This is a genomic window from Arthrobacter rhizosphaerae, from assembly GCF_023062595.1.
Classification (GTDB): Bacteria; Actinomycetota; Actinomycetes; order Actinomycetales; family Micrococcaceae; genus Arthrobacter; species Arthrobacter rhizosphaerae.
Window position 1 is genome coordinate 190,099 of the sequence record NZ_JALLAN010000002.1, and the last position, 18,909, is coordinate 209,007.

The window sequence follows — 18,909 nt, forward strand, 5'->3', positions numbered from 1 at the left end:
GTCAGCGGACGACGGCGGGACCCACCCGCCGTCGTCCGCTACCCGTCCGGTTCCGCAGCTTCCGCCTGGCAGGAGCGGAGGCGCGCACCCGGGCCAAAACGAAACACGATTCCGGGGAGACACGCCCGCTGTGCTGACAACCTTGGCCATGCCTAATGAGACCGGCGCAGTTGCTCCAGCTGGAGGGCGTCAGTTAATCAAACGCCAGCGCTGGAAAGGTACACTCACAGTCAATCGTCCTACCATTTCTGATCAAGACTCCCGGGAGGTGCGGCCCTAGTGTGGAGCACACATCCACATTTATGATCCCGATCACGCACGATAGGAAACGATAGGAAAAGGCCATGAATCACTTCCAGTTCGATGTTGTAGAGCCGGCGCTCCCGGAAATGGCGGAACTCTAAATGCCCCTCGACAGGGATAAGCAGGAACCAGCCATGGAGTCTTCGATTCCGTTACACCTCACCGCCGAACGGACCCGGGCCAAAGGGGTGGGCGATGAGTACACACCGCCTTACCCGTCCTACTCGGTGCGGTTCGCGGAAGGCGTCAGCAGTCTTGTCTGTGCCTTCTTCGGGGTCCAAAGCAGGCAGCCGCTGTCAATGGAGGCACGAGACGCTTCCGCTGGAATGTGGGAGCTGTGCGGACAGGAAGACGGGCCGATATCCCGTGAGTACGCCGTCCACACGGACGAAAGAGGTTTCGACAACAGAGTCATCATCGCCTATTGGGACGACGCCAGTACCTATGGGCGTTGGTTCGGTAAGCACCGCGATGAACTGATAGGCGCCGGGTTGGAGGTGGAGCACCATGGCCGCTGGATCGAAGCTGTCACTCCGGAAGCGAGCGGGTTTGAGACCCTGTACTCGTCCAACACGTTCCCGGAAGGGGCGGCCCGGGTCGCCACTGGAGGGTACAGTGGGGAAATCCAGGAACACGGGTACTGGGGAAGCATGCGTGACCGGCTCCCGATATCGCAGACTGAGGCCCTCGATCCAACCGGCACTCCGTTCGTCGCAGAAAACGTCCCAGAGAGCTCCGTTCCCGGGAACCCAAAGAACTCTGAGAACTCCAAAATCGTCCGGGTTGAACCTCACGAAAACCTCGCCATCATCCGCTCCGGCCAAGACTGGAGCCTCTGTGAGGCGGCAGAGCGGGCGTCCTATTTCGGCGAGGTGGAACCCCGGTTGAAAGCAGGAATGGATTTCCTGACGTCCGACGGCGCTTCGATCGGTTGCCACGCCAACAGGTACATGACCAGCAGCGACGGCGAGGGCAGACTCCTCGAGCAGAGTTTCGGCTTAAGCTTCTGGCACAGCCTGGCGGACATGGAGAAGTGGGCGGAATCGCACCCTACCCATGTGGCCATCTTCAGGGCGGCCATGAAATTCCTCCAGACAAACGCTGGTGCCAAACTCCGCCTTAGCCATGAAGTGGCGGTAGTTCCACGGAACCGGCAGTACTACGAATACAACAACTGTCACCCGACCACGGGCATGCTGGGTGCCAGCAGGACGGTAGCGATCAATACGGCGTGACCGCTCAGGCAAAAAGACCACATAGGCGAGATGGACGACGGCGGGACCTCCCGCCGTCGTCCGCTACCCGCACGGTTCCACTGGAGCTTCCGCCGGCGCCTTGGCAGCCAGATCACGCAGCCTGGCAATGAGATCCCTGGTGTGAGGGTCTTGTTCGAGTTCGGCGTAGACCGGGGTCATGGCAAGGCGGAAGGCATCCACTTGCTGGCGCGAAGCCGTCACCACCGTGCCGCCGTTCCGGCAATACTTTCGCGCTTCCTCCGAGAGGCCGGGGAGCAGCTCCGAGGCCTGGTGCCTCGTGGAGTTGGCGGCCTCAGAGAGAACTTGCCGATCACCCTCCTCCAGCTCATCCAACGCCTTCATGTTGATGACAAGGGTGTTGGCCTTTGACGAGATGACGACGTTTCCTGTTGCGATGGGCATTCCTGTTTTGGTGCGGGCGGGGCGTAGCTGGGCGGCGTAAGCGAAGGACGACTCGGCAGCACCCAGTTGCCCCGGGTCATCCTGATTGGCGAACTGAAGTTCCTGCACTTCCACCGGCACCGCCCCGAGCGCCGCCAGCGCTTTATAGGAGGTTGTCGACCGGGCAGCCCTGATGACCATTCCTTCAGTGTCTGCAGGCGTCAGGATCGGAGTCCTGAACGAAAAGAGCAGCTGCAAACCCTCAGGAATGAGCGTCAACCCCTTGAGCCCAACTTCGTCCAACCCTGCCAGCATTTCGTCCGCCAGTTCCGGCTCCACAGCATCGTTGAGAACACCGGACGAAGTCACAAGGAACGGCGCCGACAACGCGCGGAGAGACAGTATTCCCTCCGAGTCCCAGGTCCGGGACGGGACGAGAGCCATGTCGAGCTCTCCTGACACGACACTTCGCGCCACCGCTTGGTCATGATCCCAAAGCTCCTGCCCTCCGGCCCGCCACACGGGTTGGATGAGGAGCTTCCCGCCCGAACGCGTCTCCACCTGGCGCGCAAATTCCTCGATTTGGTCACCGGCCGGGCCCTGCCCGTCCTCAGCTGTACCTAGGCGGAGCACGGTTGGGTTTTCGAGAATCTCGTACGCACAGCCGGTCGCGGAAAGGATCAATCCGAACGCCAGGAATCCCGCCGCCCAACGCATCGCGTGCTGCTTCATCGCTGATCCAGGTCTTAGAAGGTTCAGATTAAGTCACGAGGTTCAGGTCAGGAACGTGTCGACTGCCGTCAGGGCCTCATCCACGATGGCCAGGCCCGTGGCGGCGTCGGAGTCGTTCACGTTGAGGGGAGGGGCGATGTGGATCCGGTTGACCAAAATCAGCGGTAACAAGCCCCGATCCAGGCACGTCTTGACGAAGGAAACCATGGGCGCGTTTGCGGCACCAGCGGCTCCTGTGGGCACGAGTGGCTCTTTGGTCACCCGATCGCGCACCAGCTCGATGGTCCAGAGGCCGCCGATCCCTCGGATATCCCCGACGGACTCGTGCTTCCCGGCAAGCTCCCTGAGGCCTGGCCCGAGGACGTCCGTACCGAGTCTGGCCGCGGCGGCGATGGTGTCCTCCTCCTGCATCGCCGTGATGGCGCCGACGGCAGCTGCACAGGCAAGCGGGTGGCCGCTGTACGTCATGCCTGCCGGGTAGGCGCGTTTGGTGAATATCTCGTAGATTGCATCGTTCACCAGCACGCCGCCCAGCGGCACGTACCCGGAGTTCACACCCTTCGCGAATACCAACAGGTCAGGTGCAACGCCCTCATGGTCAACGCCGAACCAGGCTCCGGTGCGGCCAAAGCCAACCAGTACTTCGTCGGCAATAAAGACGATGCCGTGGCGGTCGCACAGCTCGCGGACCCCACGAAGGTAGCCGGGCGGCGGCACGATGACGCCAGCGCTGCCGATCACCGGTTCCAGGACCAGGCCCGCGATCGTCGAAGGCCCTTCCAGAAGGATCACCTGCTCGAGATGGGCGAGTGCCCGCTCGCATTCCTCCTCAAGGGTGCTCGATCCGAATGCTGACCGGTACAGGAAAGGTCCGAAGAAGTGGACGGCGCCCGCCGCTCCGGTGTCCGAGGCCCAGCGGCGATGGTCACCGGTGAGGTGGATCGAGGCCGCCGTCGAGCCGTGGTACGAGCGGTACGCGGCGAGCACTTTCGGCCGCCCCGTGTACAGGCGCGCCATCCGAACCGCGTGCTCGATGGCCTCCGTGCCGCCGGTGGTGAAGAGCACATGGCCAAGGCCTTGCGGCGCAACCTCCACGATCAGGCGGGCGGCTTCGCCCCGGACATCGGAGGCCAAGCTGGGTGCCAGCGTGCATAGCCGGTCGGCCTGGTCCTTGATCGCAGCGACGATGCGCGGATGTTGATGACCCAGGTTGGTGAAGACCAGTTGCGAGCTGAAGTCGAGGTAGCGACGTCCGCTGGCGTCGATGAGGTAGCTCCCGGAGCCGCCCACCAGCGTAGGCACTTCGCGCGGTCCCTGAACAACCCAGGGGTGGAAGACCAGTTCGTCGAGATTCATGACGCCTCCGCTGCTTCAGTGCCGGATCATTCACCGTCACTTCACTCTGGCACCGTCATCCGGCAGCGTCCATAGCGTTACCCCTCGTCGCCCCCGGGCCACATCGCGGGACGCAGTTCGATGGTCTCCCCGGGTCCTGAGAAGCGGGCGGCGAGCTCCTCAGCCCGCTCGCGGGTGGCGACGTCGATCATAAAGAATCCGGCGAACTGCTCCTTGGACTCCGCGTACGGCCCGTCCGTTGCGACTGGCTTGCCGGACTGCCACCGGTAGAGCTTCGACGTCGCCGGGTCGGCCAGCGCCTCGCCGGCAACAAGTTCCCCCTTGGCTTCCATCTCCGCAAGCAGCGCGTCGAAGTCGGTATTCATCTGTTCGCGCTGTTCCGTCGGGAGAGCCAGGTTTTCGGCGACGTAGTCACCAGTCGGGTGACCCCATGGCTGGGGGTTGGAGTGGATGAGTATGACGAACTTCATGAGTCTGACCCTTTCTGCAACGTGGCCGTATGGCCCTGACATGTGGAGGTCGAGGCCGCGGTGGTGAGATCGACATCCCCGAGCCTACTTTCTAGCCCCGGGCCTACTTTGTGAGTAGAGCAGTCAGCTGTTGGACTCTGCTGCTTCCGCCACCCCCGAGACCGCCCAGCTTGCAAGGAGTTTGATGCGCTCTTCATGACTCGTTCCGGGCTCCGCCGTGTAGACGCTGAGAGTATGGACGGAGCGCGGGAAAATCGGCAGGGTCAGGGACTGGTAGGTCAGTTCAAGTTCCCCCACCACGGGGTGCCGCAGCCGTTTGATTCCTTCATGGCGGAAGCGGATATCGTGGGAGGCCCACAGCGTCCGGAACTCAGGGCTCAGCGTGGACAATTCGCCCACGAGTGCACGCAAGGACGGGTCATTGGGGGCTCGTCCGGCTTCAGCCCGTAGCAGCGCGGCCGTGGCGGCGGCACCAGCCTCCCAGTCGGCATAGAAGTCCCGCGAAGCTGCTTCCAGGAAGTGGAAGCGCCCGAAGTTGGCGTGGCCGTGCTCGCTGGTGGTGTCACTGGCGAACATCGGGGCGTGAAGTGCGCGGCCCAACGGGTTGCTGGCCACAACGTCGAGGCAGCCGTTGACGACGAACGCGGCTGACATGGTGATGGAGTCGAGCAGCCAATGGACAGGATCGGCCACTCCAACCTCCTTGCGGCGTGAGGCTGCGCGGCGCATTGGCCGCGCAGCCCGTGCCAGCTCGAAAAGGTACTGGCACTCTTCATCGCTGAGTTGCAGAGCCCGGGAAACAGCCAGGAGGACGTCGTCAGACACGCCGCTGATGTTGCCCTTCTCAAGCCGTGAATACCATTCGGGGCTCACTCCGGCGAGAACGGCTACCTCTTCACGGCGCAGTCCAGGCACGCGCCGTCTGTTGCCTGCCGGCAGCCCTACCTGCTCTGGCAGTAGCTTGGCCCGCCGGCTCGCCAGGAAGTCCCGGATGTCTGCGCGGTTGTCGGGCTGATTGTTCATGAATCCAAGATAGCCCTGGTTCGCGCCCGTTATAGGGGGAGAGTTTGTACCCCCTATGAACACAGCCTTCTTCGTCCGTCCGTTTCACGGTGGGATTGATGAAGAAATCATGCAAGCAGTCCAGAAGGAGAACTATGCCTACCGCTAATGCCTACGCAGCACCGTCTGCCACCGGAGACTTGGTCCCTGTCACCATCGAACGCCGCGACGTCGGGCCTCATGACGTGCTTATCGAAATCAAATTCGCGGGCATCTGCCATTCTGACATCCACACTGTCCGCGGCGACTGGGGACCGCAACAGTACCCGCTGGTCCCTGGTCATGAGATCGCAGGGATCGTCACCAAGGTTGGCGCCGAAGTCACCAAACACGCCATCGGCGACCGTGTCGGCGTCGGCTGCATGGTCAACTCCTGCCGGGAGTGCGCCAACTGTGTGCAGGGCGAGGAGCAGTACTGCCTCAACGGAATGATCGGCACCTACGGCGCTATCGACCGTGATGGCACCGTCACCCAGGGCGGATACTCCAGCCACGTTGTGGTGACCGAAGACTTCGTCGTCACGATTCCCGAGGGCCTGGAGCTCGACGTCGCCGCTCCGTTGCTGTGCGCGGGCATCACCACCTACTCGCCGCTGCGCCACTGGGGCGCCGGTCCCGGCAAGAAGGTGGCCGTCGTCGGCCTCGGCGGACTCGGGCACATGGCTGTCAAGCTCGCCCACGCCATGGGTGCCGAGGTCACCGTGCTCTCCCAGTCGCTGAAAAAGCAGGAAGACGGCCTCCGCCTCGGAGCGGACCAGTACTTCGCCACCAGCGATGAAAACACCTTCAAGGATCTGGCCGGCAGCTTCGACCTGATCATCAACACCGTGAGCGCCTCGATCGACATCAGCGCCTACCTGCAGCTGCTGGCCCTCGACGGCGCCCTCGTGAACGTCGGTGCCCCGGCCGAACCGCTGCCCGTTAATGTCTTTTCATTGATCCTGGGCCGCCGTTCATTCGCGGGATCGGCGATCGGAGGTATCCGTGAAACCCAGGAAATGCTTGATTTCTGCGCTGAACACGGGCTCGGTTCAGAGATCGAGGTCATCCCGGCAAGCAAAATCAATGACGCCTACGAGCGCGTCCTGGCTTCCGATGTGCGGTACCGGTTTGTCATCGACACGTCGACCCTGGGCTAGCGCCTAAAGAGCCAGACGGCAAACGAAAGGGGACGACGGCGGGAGCTCCCGCCGTCGTCCGCTTTCGTTTTGTTCCAGCTCGTCTGTTCTAGTGAGTGACACCCTCGAAGGTGGCGCCGTGCGGAACCTTACGGCTCAGGCTCACCGTGAAAGTGTTGGGCCCGCTGCGGGTCACGGCGATGCCGCATTTTGCAGCGTTGGCACGGGGTGAAAGGTCTTTTACGACCGATTCGAGAGTGTGGTCAATGGCTGACCGGTCCCAGATCTTCAGCGTCACGGAGTCGGTGGTATCGAACGTCATTATTCAGTACTTCCATTCATACAGCTGACGGCCCCAAGTCGTCATTGCAGAGGCCGCATCCTCGTCGGTGAGGAATGCTGGTTTGGGTGTTTCGGGAACGCATCCCTCATTTATGGTTCATGGTGCCCGGTGGCGGTTGCAAATTATTCGTCATGAATGTGAGCCATTACACGCTCTAAGGCCCAACTGTGTCGCTGCCAGCCTGGTCGGCCAGACGCTTGACCTGCTCGGGTCGGCTAGCCGCGCTGAGGGGCCAGCGCGTAGAACGGCGTAAACCTGCCCCTCGTTTCCGGGGAGATATCAGAACGGACAAGTGAAGCAGTCTCGAGCGCTGCCAGGTGGTACCTGACGCAGTCGCGCGAGCAGGAAATGGCGTTGCTGATATCGGATACCCTGCTGGCGCCATGCATTGCCAAGTAGTCAATGATCTCCGGTTTTATGGGCCTGATTCGCTTAACACTTGTGCGGGCGGGGCGGCGGCTGCCGCGTGAAGCAGCGGTGGGGCGGAGGAGCTCATTACTTCGGACTTCAACATCAACAGTCATTTCCATGGCCTTTCATAGGTGCTGGAACGGTCCTCGTCGTTGAGGGCCGCTTTCTGTTTTCGGACGGAATTAGGCGCGTCCTGGTGACCCCTGCCCCCAAAGGCGGGCAGAGGTGCTGGATGTTACGTGGATGCAACTGGGCCCACGCCGGCGGGGTTCCCTGATCGAGCTTGCGAGGTTAGGGGGCGGTTGGGGATTACTTGCTGAGGTTTGCCAGGCGTTGCGGGCTGAGCAGTTCTTCGAGCTGCGCTTCAGTGAGCAGCCCGTGTTCAAGGACCAGCTCCGCTACACCCTTGCCGGTGGCGAGGGCTTCCTGGGCGATTGCGGTGGCCGTTGCGTAACCCAGGTGGGGGTTCAGCGCAGTGACCAGGCCGATTGACTGTTCGACGGTCAACCGGAGGTGTTCGATGTTGGCGGTGATACCCCGGACGCAGCGGGCCGTGAGGGTGCGGCAGGCTGCTTCGAGGTGGGAGATGCTCTTGTGGAGGCTGTGGACGATGATGGGTTCGAAGGCGTTGAGCTGGAGCTGGCCGGCTTCGGCGGCCATGGTGATGGTGACGTCGTTACCGATCACTTCGTAGGCGACCTGGCTGACGACTTCCGGGATCACCGGGTTGATCTTGCCGGGCATGATGGAGGACCCGGACTGCACGGCCGGGAGATTGATTTCGCCCAGGCCGGCACGGGGACCGGAGGAGAGCAGACGCAGGTCGTTGCAGGTTTTGGAGAGTTTCACGGCGACGCGCTTGAGGACGCCGGAGAGGTGCACAAACGCGCCGACATCCTGGGTGGCTTCGATGAGGTCCGGGGCCGTGACCAGCGGCAGCCCCGTGATCTCGGCGAGGTGCCGGCAGGCGGCTGCGGCGTAGCCGGGAGGCGCGTTCAGGCCGGTACCGATTGCGGTGGCACCCAGGTTGATTTCGTGGATGAGCAGGTCGGCTTCGGCCAGCCGGAGCCGGTCCTCACCGATTGTCACGGCGTAAGTGCCGAATTCCTGGCCCAGGGTCATAGGTACGGCGTCCTGGAGCTGGGTGCGGCCCATTTTGACGACGGTGCGGAATTCAAGGGCTTTCTCGCCGAATGCGCCTTCGAGTTCTTCGAGGGCAGCGAGGAGTTCCCCCACAGCCAGGATGGTGCCCAGTTTCACGGCGGTGGGGTAGACGTCGTTGGTGGACTGGGAGAGGTTCACGTGGTCGTTGGGGTGCAGGTGCCGGTACTCGCCCTTGGGGTGGCCGAGGATTTCCAATGCCCGGTTGGCGATGACCTCGTTGGCGTTCATATTCGAGGAGGTCCCGGCGCCGCCCTGGATGACGTCCACCACGAACTCTTCGCTGAGCATCCCGTTCATGACGTCGGTGCAGGCCTGTTCGATCGCGGCGGCGCGATCGGGGTCCAGGAGCCCGAGTTCGAGGTTGGTGCGGGCCGCGGCTAGCTTGACGGCGGCCAGGCCCCGGACCAGGTACATGTTCGAGGAGAGCGGCTGGCCCGTGATAGGGAAGTTCTCCACAGCACGCAGCGTGTGGACTCCCCAATACGCGTTGGCCGGAACATCCCGGTCCCCGAGCAGGTCATGCTCGGAACGGACATCGGGGTTGTTTTCGATAATGCTCACGGGGGTCCTCGCAGGGCTTCGTTGACGGGTTTGGACAGTAATTCTGGATAGGACAAAAGTTCAAGACAAAAAGTTGGTGCGAGCCGGGGCCAGCCTGCGTGCGGAGTCAGGCCATTTGGCTGGTCCGGGAGTTTTCACTCCCCGGGATGATGGTGCCCAGGGCGCATTCAACCCCGTGCAAATGCATTCTCATGGCCTGCGAGGCTTCCTCGGCTGACCCGCGCTCGATCGCATCGAAGATGCGTGCGTGCTCGTCACCTGACTCCTTGCGGCGGTCAGCCACGAGGTTGAGCGTGTTTGACTGGTTTGCCATCGCGTCACAGATATCGGAGAGGAATGATTCGAAGACGCCGTTTCCGCTGCAGCGGGCGATGGTCACGTGGAATTCGGTGTTGAGGAGGACCCATTGATGAAGATCGTCCGCTTCCGACATTTCCCGGAGGATTTCCCGAAGGGCTTCAAGGTCCTCAGTGCTCCGGCGCTGGGCAGCGAGCCCGGCGGCCGGCACTTCCACGTGGGGGCGGGCCTCCACGAGAGCGCTGGCCGAGTACTTACCAAGCTTCAGGTCAGTGGCAACCTTGTCGGCGATGACGAAGGTTCCCTTGCCCGTATGCGTGGCAGTCAATCCCAGGGCGGTGCAGGAGCGGAGGGCTTCCCTGACCATGGTGCGGCTCACGCCGTACTGCTTGGCAAGTGATGCTTCGGAGTCCAAGCGGGTCCCGACAGGGATCTTCCCGCCTTCAATGGCACCCCGGAGGGATGCAAAAACCGCTTCAGCCGCGCCAACGCGGACCACACGGTCTTGTCCAGCTGTCCAGCTGTCCAACAGGTTCTCCATGCCTCAACTGTGGCATCCCCACAGCGTCCTGTCAAAGGGGTACCCGAATATTAGAAGTGGCTTACGTCACAAACCGTGCACGCCTAGCGCGTTGACCGCAACGGCGTATGCGTCAGGCTTTTCAGGGTGAGGTTTCCCCCGCCGGTCACCAGCTTGATATCCCGCTCCTCTGACCTGGGGAAGACCAGTGAGGTGAGGGTCTGCTCCCCGCCGTTGACGAACACTTCAATCGAGGAGTGGTCGACGTATACCGTCAGGTCCACGCTGCCGTTCCTGGCGGGAGCGGAGACGGTCCGTCTTTGTGTAAACAGCGGGCCAAGATCTCCAGCCGCCGGCTGCTCGCGCGTGACGAAGGCGGCCCCGTCCTGGAAGTTGTAGCCAACCGTGGCGAAAATCGCCTCACCACTTGCGAACTGCAGGAGAGCCTCTGATCCGTCACCGCCGCCGTCGACCGCTTTAGTCGTGCGTTCAATCGTCAAATCGAGCCGGTAGGCGCCGCCCGGCAGAGAGGGAAGTCCGGCAGTTCCGTCTGGGGTGATGGTCTCCGGGCCCGACGACGACGGGTCACCTTCCAGCCTGGCCAGGGATTTCGAGGGTGTTGAGACCAGGGCCGGCTTGCCGTCCACGGTCTTCAGCTTGATGTCACGCACGATGGAGTCCATGCCGCCCTGCCAGTCCTCAGTGGGCAGCTTCCGGGCGTAGTCCCAGTTGTTCACCCAGCCCAAGGCCTGCCGGGATTGCAGCCGCTGGCCCTCGGTAAGCCTCGGATCATCCCATGTCACGGCAGCGTAAAAGTCGGACCCGGCGTCCATCCACTGGTGCTTCTCATCGGCAGGGGTGAACGTTGTTCCGTCCCAGCTTCCGGTCCAGTAGGCGACGCCCGTGGTTCTGCCTTCTTCTGATCCGTTGGCACTGGCTGCGAGGACCCACGTTCGCTTGGCAGGGTCGCCGTCGACGTCCAGCTGGAAAAGGTCAGGGCATTCAAGGGTGCCCAGGCCTGACCGCTCGAAACCGGAGGCGTAACGCCAGCTCTTGAGATCCTTCGAGGTGTACATGCCCAGCTTGTGGCCCTCGGCCAGGATCATCAGCCATTGTCCGTTTGCCTCATCACGGACAATCTTGGGGTCGCGCCAGTGTTCAGCACCGGGGTTCTCCATCACCGGGTTTCCTTGGTGGGAAGAAAACGTGAAGCCGCCGTCGGTTGAATAGAAAAGCGACTGCCGCTGGACGCCCTTGTCCTGCTGTGTCAGCACCGAGATGACGGCATCTTTTCCGAAGCCGGCTGTGTTCTCGTGGTCCACTACGGTGCTGCCTGTTTCGATGTCACCAAGTCCGTTTTTGTACTTCTGGATGGCAACGCCCTCGTCCTTCCACGTCACCAGGTCCTTGCTGCTGAGGTGGTACCACTCGGTTCCGTTGCCTTGCGGATGGTCAGCGTTGTAGAGGTAGTAGTAGTGCCAGAGCCCGTTGAGGAAAAAGGGGCGCTGGGGATCATTCATCCAGTCCCGCTCCGGGGTGATGTGGTAGCTCGGGCGGTACTGCGAGGATCCGGCAGGCCGCTCGGGTTTTGTTCCCGGTGCCGGCGAGCGGTCGATCCTGCCAAGGTCACTGAGCATGGCATCGACGGCTGCAGGGGTAATACAGTCCGGCCGGCGCACTTCCCCGGCTCCCGCAGTTTTCGTTGTGTCGTCAAGGCTGGAGCGAAGGAAGATGTCGCTGCCGATCCGGGCTGCTGCCACCCAGCCGTCTGCGCAATTGATACTGCGGAGATCCTCTACTCCGGCGGCGTGGAGCGGTTGCCCTGCTTCGAGCGTGCGATCACCGCCTGCCAACCAGTACGAGCCGTAGGTTCCCCGGGACGTCTTGAAATCCGCCTGGGCGGTGGCAACGGAGGCGAGGGCAGTCTCTGCCCGGCTCTCGGCGTCGTCCGGTGTCTGAACGCTGACGATGAAAGCCACCACGGCTACCAGGACAGTGGCAGCCGCTGCAACTGCAATCCAGAAGTTCCGCTTGCCTGGGAGCGATGTAAGTTTGAGTTTTTCGGACATCATGGCCGTTCAAATAGGACCGGATACCGGCAAAAGGAGCGGGGAACCAAAAGGGAGCGGGGACCCCGTTTCCGGCGCCCCCGCTCATTACTTTGTCAGCGGGTTGCGTCAATCAATGGCAACCCGGCTGTTGTGAATTACTTGTACAGGCCTTCTCCGCCAACCTTGACGTTCGTAGGCAGGTAACCGTACGGGCCGAGGCCGTTCTGGCCAAAGGAACGGTCAACTTCGGAGATTCCGTTGCGGAAGTTGATCTTTACCGTCGGGGAGAGTGAGCCGCCCCTGACACCGTTCACGTTATCGATGAACGACTGCACCAATCCACCCGGCTGCACGTAGTGCGAGTAGGCCTGGAACTGGCGGCCGTTCTGCTGGGGGGTGGGATTTTCCGGTGACTCTGACGGCAGGTTCAGGTCAGTCGGCGAGCCCAGCGCCAGGCCGCTGTTGTTCAGCGGCTGGTAGTCGGACCGGATGCCGTCGCCCACAAAGCCGTAGACGCCGTCGGGACCGCGCACGCCTGCTGCGTAGGTGAACTGGTGGCTGATGGTGAAGAGGTAGTACTTGTTCTTGCCACCTTCGTTCTGGATGAAGATCTGCGGACGCTCAGTCTGGTCATTGACACAGTTGGCAGACAGGATGGGCGGCAGGAACGACCACTTGGTGAGGTCCTTGTTGTCAGCTACAGCCAAACCAACATTCGCCGTCTGGTAGTAGGCGCCGTCGCTGTTGACCTCATTCAGGTTCTCAGCGTGCGGATCGCCGGGCTTGTAACCCAGGTCCTCTTCCTTGCACTTGTATTCGCCACGGGTGCCGCCGGTGTTGCCCTCGAACACCATGTACGTCTTACCGGGGTGGGCCGGGTCCTCGAAGGTGTAGGGATCACGGAAGGCGAAGCCCGGGTTCTGGGCCTTGTTCTGGTACATCTTGCCGTCCGGTTCCAGCAGCTTGGTGTGCTGGAAGCCGTCAAAGGTAACGCCGTTCTTGTCGGCGTGGATGTTGCCCAGCGCCTTGGCGATGGCTGCATCCGGGGCGATTCCGCCGCCTCCGGCGTTGCGCTCGGCGACGTCGTAGAACGTGGTGGCCGTGTAGAAGACGTTGACGTGGTTACCCTGCATCAGGCGGGTTGAGCCGGACCACTCGGTGTTGCCGATGGACGCGCCGTCAGCAAAAATGTGTCCGCCGTAGTTCCACTTGTCCTTGGCCGGATCAGCATTGGTTTTCCGGAAGAAGTAGCCGATGCGGGCGTTCCAGTGGCGCTGGTCAAAGCCGTAGCCGGCGTGGCGGTCTGCCACGAGCGAGAAGATGACGTCCCAGCCCTTGTAGCTGATCTGGTTAGCGTTTTCGTCGGTCAGGGACCACGTGTCCCACACCCAGACGTCCTCGTTCATCGTGGGGAAATCTTCAGGGATCTCCGGCATGGTGACATCGGGGTTCATCGAGTTCTCACCCGGAGCCACGGTGGAATCACTCTGTGCCATGATCTGCTTGGCATCCGCGCGGGTCCACTTCGAGGTGAAGTCCGACGCCGGATCATGCGCCTCTTGGGTGTGCTCGGTGGGGAGCGGGAAACCAGGGGTGGGAGCCGGCATCTGCTCTGCGGCGGGCGGATCCGCCGGCTCGTTGGCCTGCGCCGACGGCACAGCCAGGAAAGTGGTGGCAGCTACAGCTGTGGCCAGTGCCAGGGCGGCAGGGCGCCACAACTGCATTCTTGGCGATTGGGGATGCTTATTCATGAATTCTCTTCTCGCGGAGTTTGAGACAGTTTTCGTGGAAGATGGGCGGATGCCCGGTTCAAAACTCCAGTGCCCCAGTGACTAAAGAGCTGCCGCAGGGACGCCTTTGTTTTGGGAGAGAAGGGTCTTTCGGCCCTTGCCATAGGCCGCTTGGGGTTACCTGTGCTGCGCCTGTCAACACCCTAAGCACGCTTCTCAAGGGCTTTCAAACCTCTTTACATCGGGCTTTTTGCCTTTCCGATGAGAAGTGTAAGCGCTTGCACCCTTCTTCTTTACGCGCGTTGCACAAAAAGGGCGAAGAGGTCAAATGTGTCGAAATATTCACAAGATTAAAAGCTTTGGCCTATGATTCAGGGCCACTTGTTGGCCAGGTCACAGTGGCTTCCCAGGAGTGGTTCAGCATCCCTTTTTGGTGCCTCCTCCGCCTTGTTCCAGCCCATCTTGTTCGGGCATCTTGCCCGGGCATTTTGTTCGGCTGGCGCCTTAATGTGTCCTTCGTGACCTTGTTTCAGCCTCCTCACCTCGGCAACGCGCCGAGGTCCGGGCGTGTCTCGGCTTGCGAGCCGCCAAAGAGGGTCATGATGGCCGTCCGCCCGGTTGGAGAGGTCTGCGAAAAGTGCTCGTTGACAAATGCAAAACGTTTTGTGTAGCGTGGCTCACACCAAATACAAAACGTTTTGCAAAGGAAGTCAATGACGACGAAGGTGGGAATCCGCGAGGTGGCGAAAGCTGCCGGCGTCTCAGTGACCACTGTGTCGCATGCCCTCAATGACGCCACCAGCTTCCGGGTCAAGGCGGCAACACAACAACACATCCGGGAAGTGGCCAAAGACCTTGGCTACGCCCCAAACAGGCTGGCCAGCGGATTGCGGAATCAACGCTCCCAAATCCTTGGCCTGGTAAGCGATGAAATCACCACAACACCTTTTGCCGGTGCCATGATCCGCGGCGCTCAGGATGCCGCCTATGAACGTGGCTATGTGGTGATGGTGGTTAACTCGGGCTTCGACAGTGAGCTGGAATCCCGTGAAATCAGCATGCTTCAGCAACACCAGGTGGATGGCGTGCTGTACGCCAGGATGTACCACCAAAGCGCCCAGGTCCCCACCCAACTGGGCGGGCTTCCCATCGTGCTCCTGGATGCAGTCACCGAGGATGCATCCATTTCCTCGGTTGTTCCAGATGAGGTGGGCGCAGCCGAGACAGCTGTTGAAGCACTTATCCACGCCGGCCACACCCGGATCGGGATGATCAACAACAGTGAGGACATTCCCGCCACGCATGGCCGGAGGGAGGGCTTCCTCAACGCTTTGCGGCGGCATGGGCTGGAGCATGATCCCAGCACCTATGGCATCGGAACGGCGCACACCAAGGGGGGCCGTGAGGCTGCTTTTGAACTTCTTGACCGGAAAGATCGTCCTACAGCTCTGTTCTGCTTCAACGACAGGGTTGCCATGGGCGCTTACCAAGCGGCTTTCGCTTTGGGGCTTCGCATACCGGAGGACGTTTCCATTATTGGGATCGACAACCTTGAAATCATTGCGGACGCCTTGTGGCCAGGGCTCACAACAGTCGCCCTTCCCCACTATGAAATGGGCCGTTGGGCTGTCAACCGGATACTGGACGAAATTGAGGGCTCTGGTAACTCCGGGGTCCAGATGCAATTGGGCTGCCCCCTCATCGAGCGGGGCTCGCTAGGCCCGCCGCCAAGTTAGCCGTCACCAAAACCACCACAGAACACCACAGCATCAACCAGCTTCACCACCCGGGGAGGCAGAAAGGGACGCAGCCGTTGCACCGGCCGCGTCCCCCACAGACCCGGGGCAATCCTCCACGCACAAATCAGCAGAAAGATTCACCATGATGAACAAGCGATTCACCCGGATCCTGGCCACCAGTGTAGCTGCGGCCGCTCTCGTCGGTACCCTGGGCGCCTGCGGCAAGGGCAGCGCGTCGGCTACTTCCGAAGGCTCGAATGAGATCACGATGTGGACCCATAATGCAGGAAACCCGGATGAGCTCAAGGCTGTCCAGAGCATTGTCGATTCGTATAACAAGAGCCCTGACGCCAAGGCCCAGATCAAGGTCCAGGCGTTTCCGCAGGACTCCTATAACGACTCCGTGGTCTCGGCAGCGGCGTCGGGGAAGCTTCCCTGCCTTGTGGACATCGACGGGCCGAACGTGCCCAACTGGGCCTGGGCAAAGTACCTGGCCCCGCTGAAGCTGGACGTGGATCTTTCCAAAAACCTGCCGAGCACGGTGGCGAAATGGGACGGCGAAACCTACGCAGTGGGCACCTACGACGTCTCCCTGGCGATGCTGTCGCGCAAGTCCGACCTCGCTGCGGCCGGCGTCCGGATAGCAACGGTCGAAAAGCCGTGGACCAAGGATGAGTTCCAGGAAGCCTTGACCAAACTCAAGGCCCTGGGCAAATGGGAGCACCCGCTGGATATGGGCACTGGAGGAACAGGCGAATGGCTGCCGTACGCGTACTCGCCATTCCTGCAGTCGTTCGGCGGGGACCTGATCAACCGCGACGGATTCCAGACTGCTGATGGATCCCTTAACGGTGAAGAGGCCGTTCAATGGGCCCAGTGGTTCCGAGGCCTGGCTGACGAGGGCTTCATGGCCACAAAGAGCGGCAAGGACCCGGTGCAGGACTTCGTGAACAACAAGAGCGCCATCGTTTACACCGGTTCCTGGGCTGCGGACACGGCCATGACAGCGGTGAAAGATGACCTGGCCATCATGCCGACCGTGGACTTGGGCAACGGGCCAAAGGTGGGCGGCGGCTCCTGGCAGTGGGGCGTAACCAGCGGCTGCGCCAACTCGGAGGCAGCCATGGACTACCTCTCCTACTCGCTCAAGCCTGAAAACATCGCTGCGATGGCCAAGGCTACGGCCACCATCCCTGCCACCGACGAAGCCGCCGCGATGCTGCCCGAATTTGCCGAGGGTGGCGCCAGCCGGATCTTCATGGACTTCTCCCGCGGGTACGCAGTGATGCGTCCTGAAACCCCGGCCTACCCCTTCATCGCTACCGAATACGGCAAGGCTGTCCAGGATATCCTGGCCGGCGCTGACGCCAAGACGGTGCTGGACAAGACGGTCAAGGCCATCGACGCCAATATCAAGTCCAACGGCGGCTACAAGGACTAGCCCAGCCGCCACCAGTACGACGACGGCGGTGGGCAACCGCCGCCGTCGTCGTACCCCAAGGCCCCTGCGCCCCTGAACCTCACTGTCAACGGAGAATCCCATGACAACCACCCGGCTTCCCGCCGTCCCTCCCAACCCAGCCCCTTCCAGCCCGGCACCCTCCAGCCGCAGGGCATCTGCCCCCGCTGCCCCAGGCAAACCGCGACGCCGACGCCACCTGCGCGAACAGCTCAGCGGCTGGGCGATGATCGCCCCCGCCACAGTCCTCCTGCTCGCATTCGTGTTCCTCCCGGCGATCCTGGGCTTCGGCCTTGCCTTCACGAACGCCCGGCTCGTTTCACCCCGGCCCATTGAGTTCGTCGGCACGGACAATTTCGTCCGCATGTTCACGGATCCCACGTTCTGGCGCTCACTGCTGAACGTCAGCTACTTCGCCCTTGTTGTAGTGCCTGTCCAGTCCGGCCTGGCTCTGGTGATGGCGCTGCTCATCAATAAGAAGTTCCGGGGCGTGAATTTTTTCCGCACCCTCTACTTCCTGCCCGTGGTCACGTCAATTGTGGTCGTGTCGCTGCTGTGGCTCTTCATGTACCGCAAGGACGGGCTCATCAATGAATTCCTGTCCAACGTCAGTTTTGGTCTCATCCAAGGCCCGGACTGGCTCAACGACCCCGCCACGGCCATGCCTGCCATCATCGCGTTGTCCATCTGGCAGGCCGCCGGGTTCCACATGATCATCTGGCTCGCAGGCCTCCAAAGCATCTCCGGCGAACTGTACGAGGCGGCCCAGCTGGACGGCGCAAGCCCCTGGCATCAGTTCCGCTACGTGACCTGGCCAGGTCTCCGGCACACACGCACGCTGATCCTGGTGACCATCACCATCCAGGCCCTCGGGCTTTTCGACCAGGTCAACGTCATGACCCAGGGCGGGCCCCTCGATTCCACCACCACCATCATTTACGAGGCGGTGCGCTCCGGCTTCAAGCAGCAGGAAACCTCCTACGCATCGGCCATCTCGCTCGTATTCTTCGTCCTGGTGCTGCTGATCTCCGCAGTGCAGCGCTACCTGACCCGAGAGAAGGACTGACGTGAAGAACGCTCTCAATTCCAGGGCCGTCGGCAGTGCCGGCACCATGGCGGTCCGCATCCTGTTCGCCGCCGCTGCAGCGTTCCCCATCGTGTTCATGCTGGTGTCCTCGCTCAAAACAGACCAGCAGATCTTCGGCGACATGTCCTCCATCGCCGCCTTCCTGCCCATCGGCAACATCTCCTTCGACAACTACGGAGCCGTGTTTGACCGGGTCCCGGCAGCCCGCTTCCTGATGAACTCCATCGGCATCTCTGCCATCACCGTTGTACTGGGCATTTTCGTCAACAGCCTCTGTGCCTTCGCCCTTTCCCGCATGGAGGTCCGCGGCAAGCGCATCGTGTTCACCGCGATTCTGGCCACCCTGATCGTGCCCTTCCAGACCCTGGCCTTGCCGCTGGTGTGGTGGGTCAACCAGTTGCCCTACTTCGAGCTCAACGGCTTCAGCCTCGAATTCTCCAAGGGTTGGCTGGACACCTATCAGGTCCAGATCATCCCGTTCATCGCCAACGCGTTCTCCATCTACCTCTACCACCAGTACTTCGAGTCCATCCCGAAGGAACTGGATGAGGCAGCAAGGATCGACGGCGCCGGCTGGTTCAAGATCTACCGCCAGGTGGTGATGCCACTCGCCGGGCCCGCCACCGCAACGGTTGCCATCCTGACCTTCCTACCTGCCTGGAACTCCTACCTGTGGCCGCTCATGGTGGTCCAGTCCGAGGAGCTCCGCCCGGTGATGATCGGCATCCAATACTTCTTCCAGCTGAACGTCTCCTGGGGCGAAGTCATGGCGTACGCCTCACTCATCACCGTCCCCGTGGTCATCCTGTTCATCGCGTTCCAGCGCTCCTTCATCAACAGCATCGCCTCCAGCGGCGTCAAGGGCTAAA

16 protein-coding genes are annotated in these 18,909 nt (G+C 61.8%); 6 read left to right on the forward strand and 10 right to left on the reverse strand.

From position 1 onward, the window contains the following. The first annotated feature begins 437 nt into the window (after positions 1-437). Complete coding sequence (locus tag MU551_RS03515) at positions 438-1,538, forward strand: phenylacetaldoxime dehydratase family protein (RefSeq protein WP_247040765.1); 1,101 nt, start codon at positions 438-440, stop codon at positions 1,536-1,538. A gap of 63 nt (positions 1,539-1,601) precedes the next feature. On the opposite strand, the gene MU551_RS03520 is transcribed toward MU551_RS03515, so the two are convergent. The 4 genes from MU551_RS03520 to MU551_RS03535 all read right to left on the reverse strand — a co-directional run bounded on the left by MU551_RS03520 (position 1,602) and on the right by MU551_RS03535 (position 5,521). Next, positions 1,602-2,672 (reverse strand): TRAP transporter substrate-binding protein, encoded by a 1,071-nt coding sequence (locus MU551_RS03520; protein WP_247040766.1) that lies wholly within the window; start codon positions 2,670-2,672, stop codon positions 1,602-1,604. A gap of 42 nt (positions 2,673-2,714) precedes the next feature. After that, complete coding sequence (locus MU551_RS03525) at positions 2,715-4,028, reverse strand: aspartate aminotransferase family protein (protein ID WP_247040767.1); 1,314 nt, start codon at positions 4,026-4,028, stop codon at positions 2,715-2,717. Between the two features lie 77 nt (positions 4,029-4,105). Beyond that, positions 4,106-4,498 (reverse strand): YciI family protein, encoded by a 393-nt coding sequence (locus tag MU551_RS03530; protein ID WP_247040768.1) that lies wholly within the window; start codon positions 4,496-4,498, stop codon positions 4,106-4,108. A 123-nt stretch (positions 4,499-4,621) separates the two neighbouring features. Beyond that, on the reverse strand, positions 4,622-5,521 hold the full coding sequence (locus MU551_RS03535) for a helix-turn-helix domain-containing protein (protein ID WP_247040769.1): 900 nt from the start codon (positions 5,519-5,521) through the stop codon (positions 4,622-4,624). 134 nt (positions 5,522-5,655) lie between these two features. Here MU551_RS03535 and MU551_RS03540 point away from each other — a divergent pair, with 134 nt between their 5' ends. After that, complete coding sequence (locus tag MU551_RS03540) at positions 5,656-6,699, forward strand: NAD(P)-dependent alcohol dehydrogenase (RefSeq protein ID WP_247040770.1); 1,044 nt, start codon at positions 5,656-5,658, stop codon at positions 6,697-6,699. 88 nt (positions 6,700-6,787) lie between these two features. On the opposite strand, the gene MU551_RS03545 is transcribed toward MU551_RS03540, so the two are convergent. The 6 genes from MU551_RS03545 to MU551_RS03570 all read right to left on the reverse strand — a co-directional run bounded on the left by MU551_RS03545 (position 6,788) and on the right by MU551_RS03570 (position 13,776). Next, positions 6,788-7,000 (reverse strand): hypothetical protein, encoded by a 213-nt coding sequence (locus MU551_RS03545; RefSeq protein ID WP_247040771.1) that lies wholly within the window; start codon positions 6,998-7,000, stop codon positions 6,788-6,790. A gap of 236 nt (positions 7,001-7,236) precedes the next feature. Beyond that, positions 7,237-7,545 carry a helix-turn-helix domain-containing protein gene (locus MU551_RS03550; protein WP_247040772.1) on the reverse strand — a complete coding sequence of 103 codons (309 nt, stop codon included), beginning with the start codon at positions 7,543-7,545 and terminating at the stop codon, positions 7,237-7,239. A 196-nt stretch (positions 7,546-7,741) separates the two neighbouring features. Beyond that, a complete protein-coding gene (locus tag MU551_RS03555; RefSeq protein ID WP_247040773.1) occupies positions 7,742-9,157 on the reverse strand; it encodes an aspartate ammonia-lyase in 1,416 nt (471 codons plus the stop codon). 106 nt (positions 9,158-9,263) lie between these two features. After that, positions 9,264-9,995 carry a FadR/GntR family transcriptional regulator gene (locus tag MU551_RS03560; protein ID WP_247040774.1) on the reverse strand — a complete coding sequence of 244 codons (732 nt, stop codon included), beginning with the start codon at positions 9,993-9,995 and terminating at the stop codon, positions 9,264-9,266. 83 nt (positions 9,996-10,078) lie between these two features. Further along, complete coding sequence (locus tag MU551_RS03565) at positions 10,079-12,046, reverse strand: glycoside hydrolase family 32 protein (RefSeq protein ID WP_247040775.1); 1,968 nt, start codon at positions 12,044-12,046, stop codon at positions 10,079-10,081. A gap of 134 nt (positions 12,047-12,180) precedes the next feature. Further along, a complete protein-coding gene (locus MU551_RS03570; RefSeq protein WP_247040776.1) occupies positions 12,181-13,776 on the reverse strand; it encodes a glycoside hydrolase family 68 protein in 1,596 nt (531 codons plus the stop codon). Positions 13,777-14,468: 692 nt separating this feature from the next. Between MU551_RS03570 and MU551_RS03575 the strand changes: the two genes are divergently transcribed. The 4 genes from MU551_RS03575 (at position 14,469) to MU551_RS03590 (ending at position 18,908) form a co-directional block, all read left to right on the forward strand. Then, positions 14,469-15,491, forward strand: coding sequence for a LacI family DNA-binding transcriptional regulator (locus MU551_RS03575; RefSeq protein ID WP_247040777.1), 1,023 nt, complete (start codon positions 14,469-14,471; stop codon positions 15,489-15,491). A gap of 145 nt (positions 15,492-15,636) precedes the next feature. Then, positions 15,637-16,935: a sugar ABC transporter substrate-binding protein gene (locus tag MU551_RS03580; RefSeq protein WP_247040778.1), complete on the forward strand. Its 1,299-nt coding sequence runs from the start codon at positions 15,637-15,639 to the stop codon at positions 16,933-16,935. Positions 16,936-17,035: 100 nt separating this feature from the next. Continuing rightward, positions 17,036-18,019, forward strand: coding sequence for a carbohydrate ABC transporter permease (locus MU551_RS03585; RefSeq protein ID WP_247040779.1), 984 nt, complete (start codon positions 17,036-17,038; stop codon positions 18,017-18,019). A gap of 46 nt (positions 18,020-18,065) precedes the next feature. Further along, on the forward strand, positions 18,066-18,908 hold the full coding sequence (locus MU551_RS03590) for a carbohydrate ABC transporter permease (protein ID WP_281506888.1): 843 nt from the start codon (positions 18,066-18,068) through the stop codon (positions 18,906-18,908). Position 18,909 lies beyond the last annotated feature (1 nt).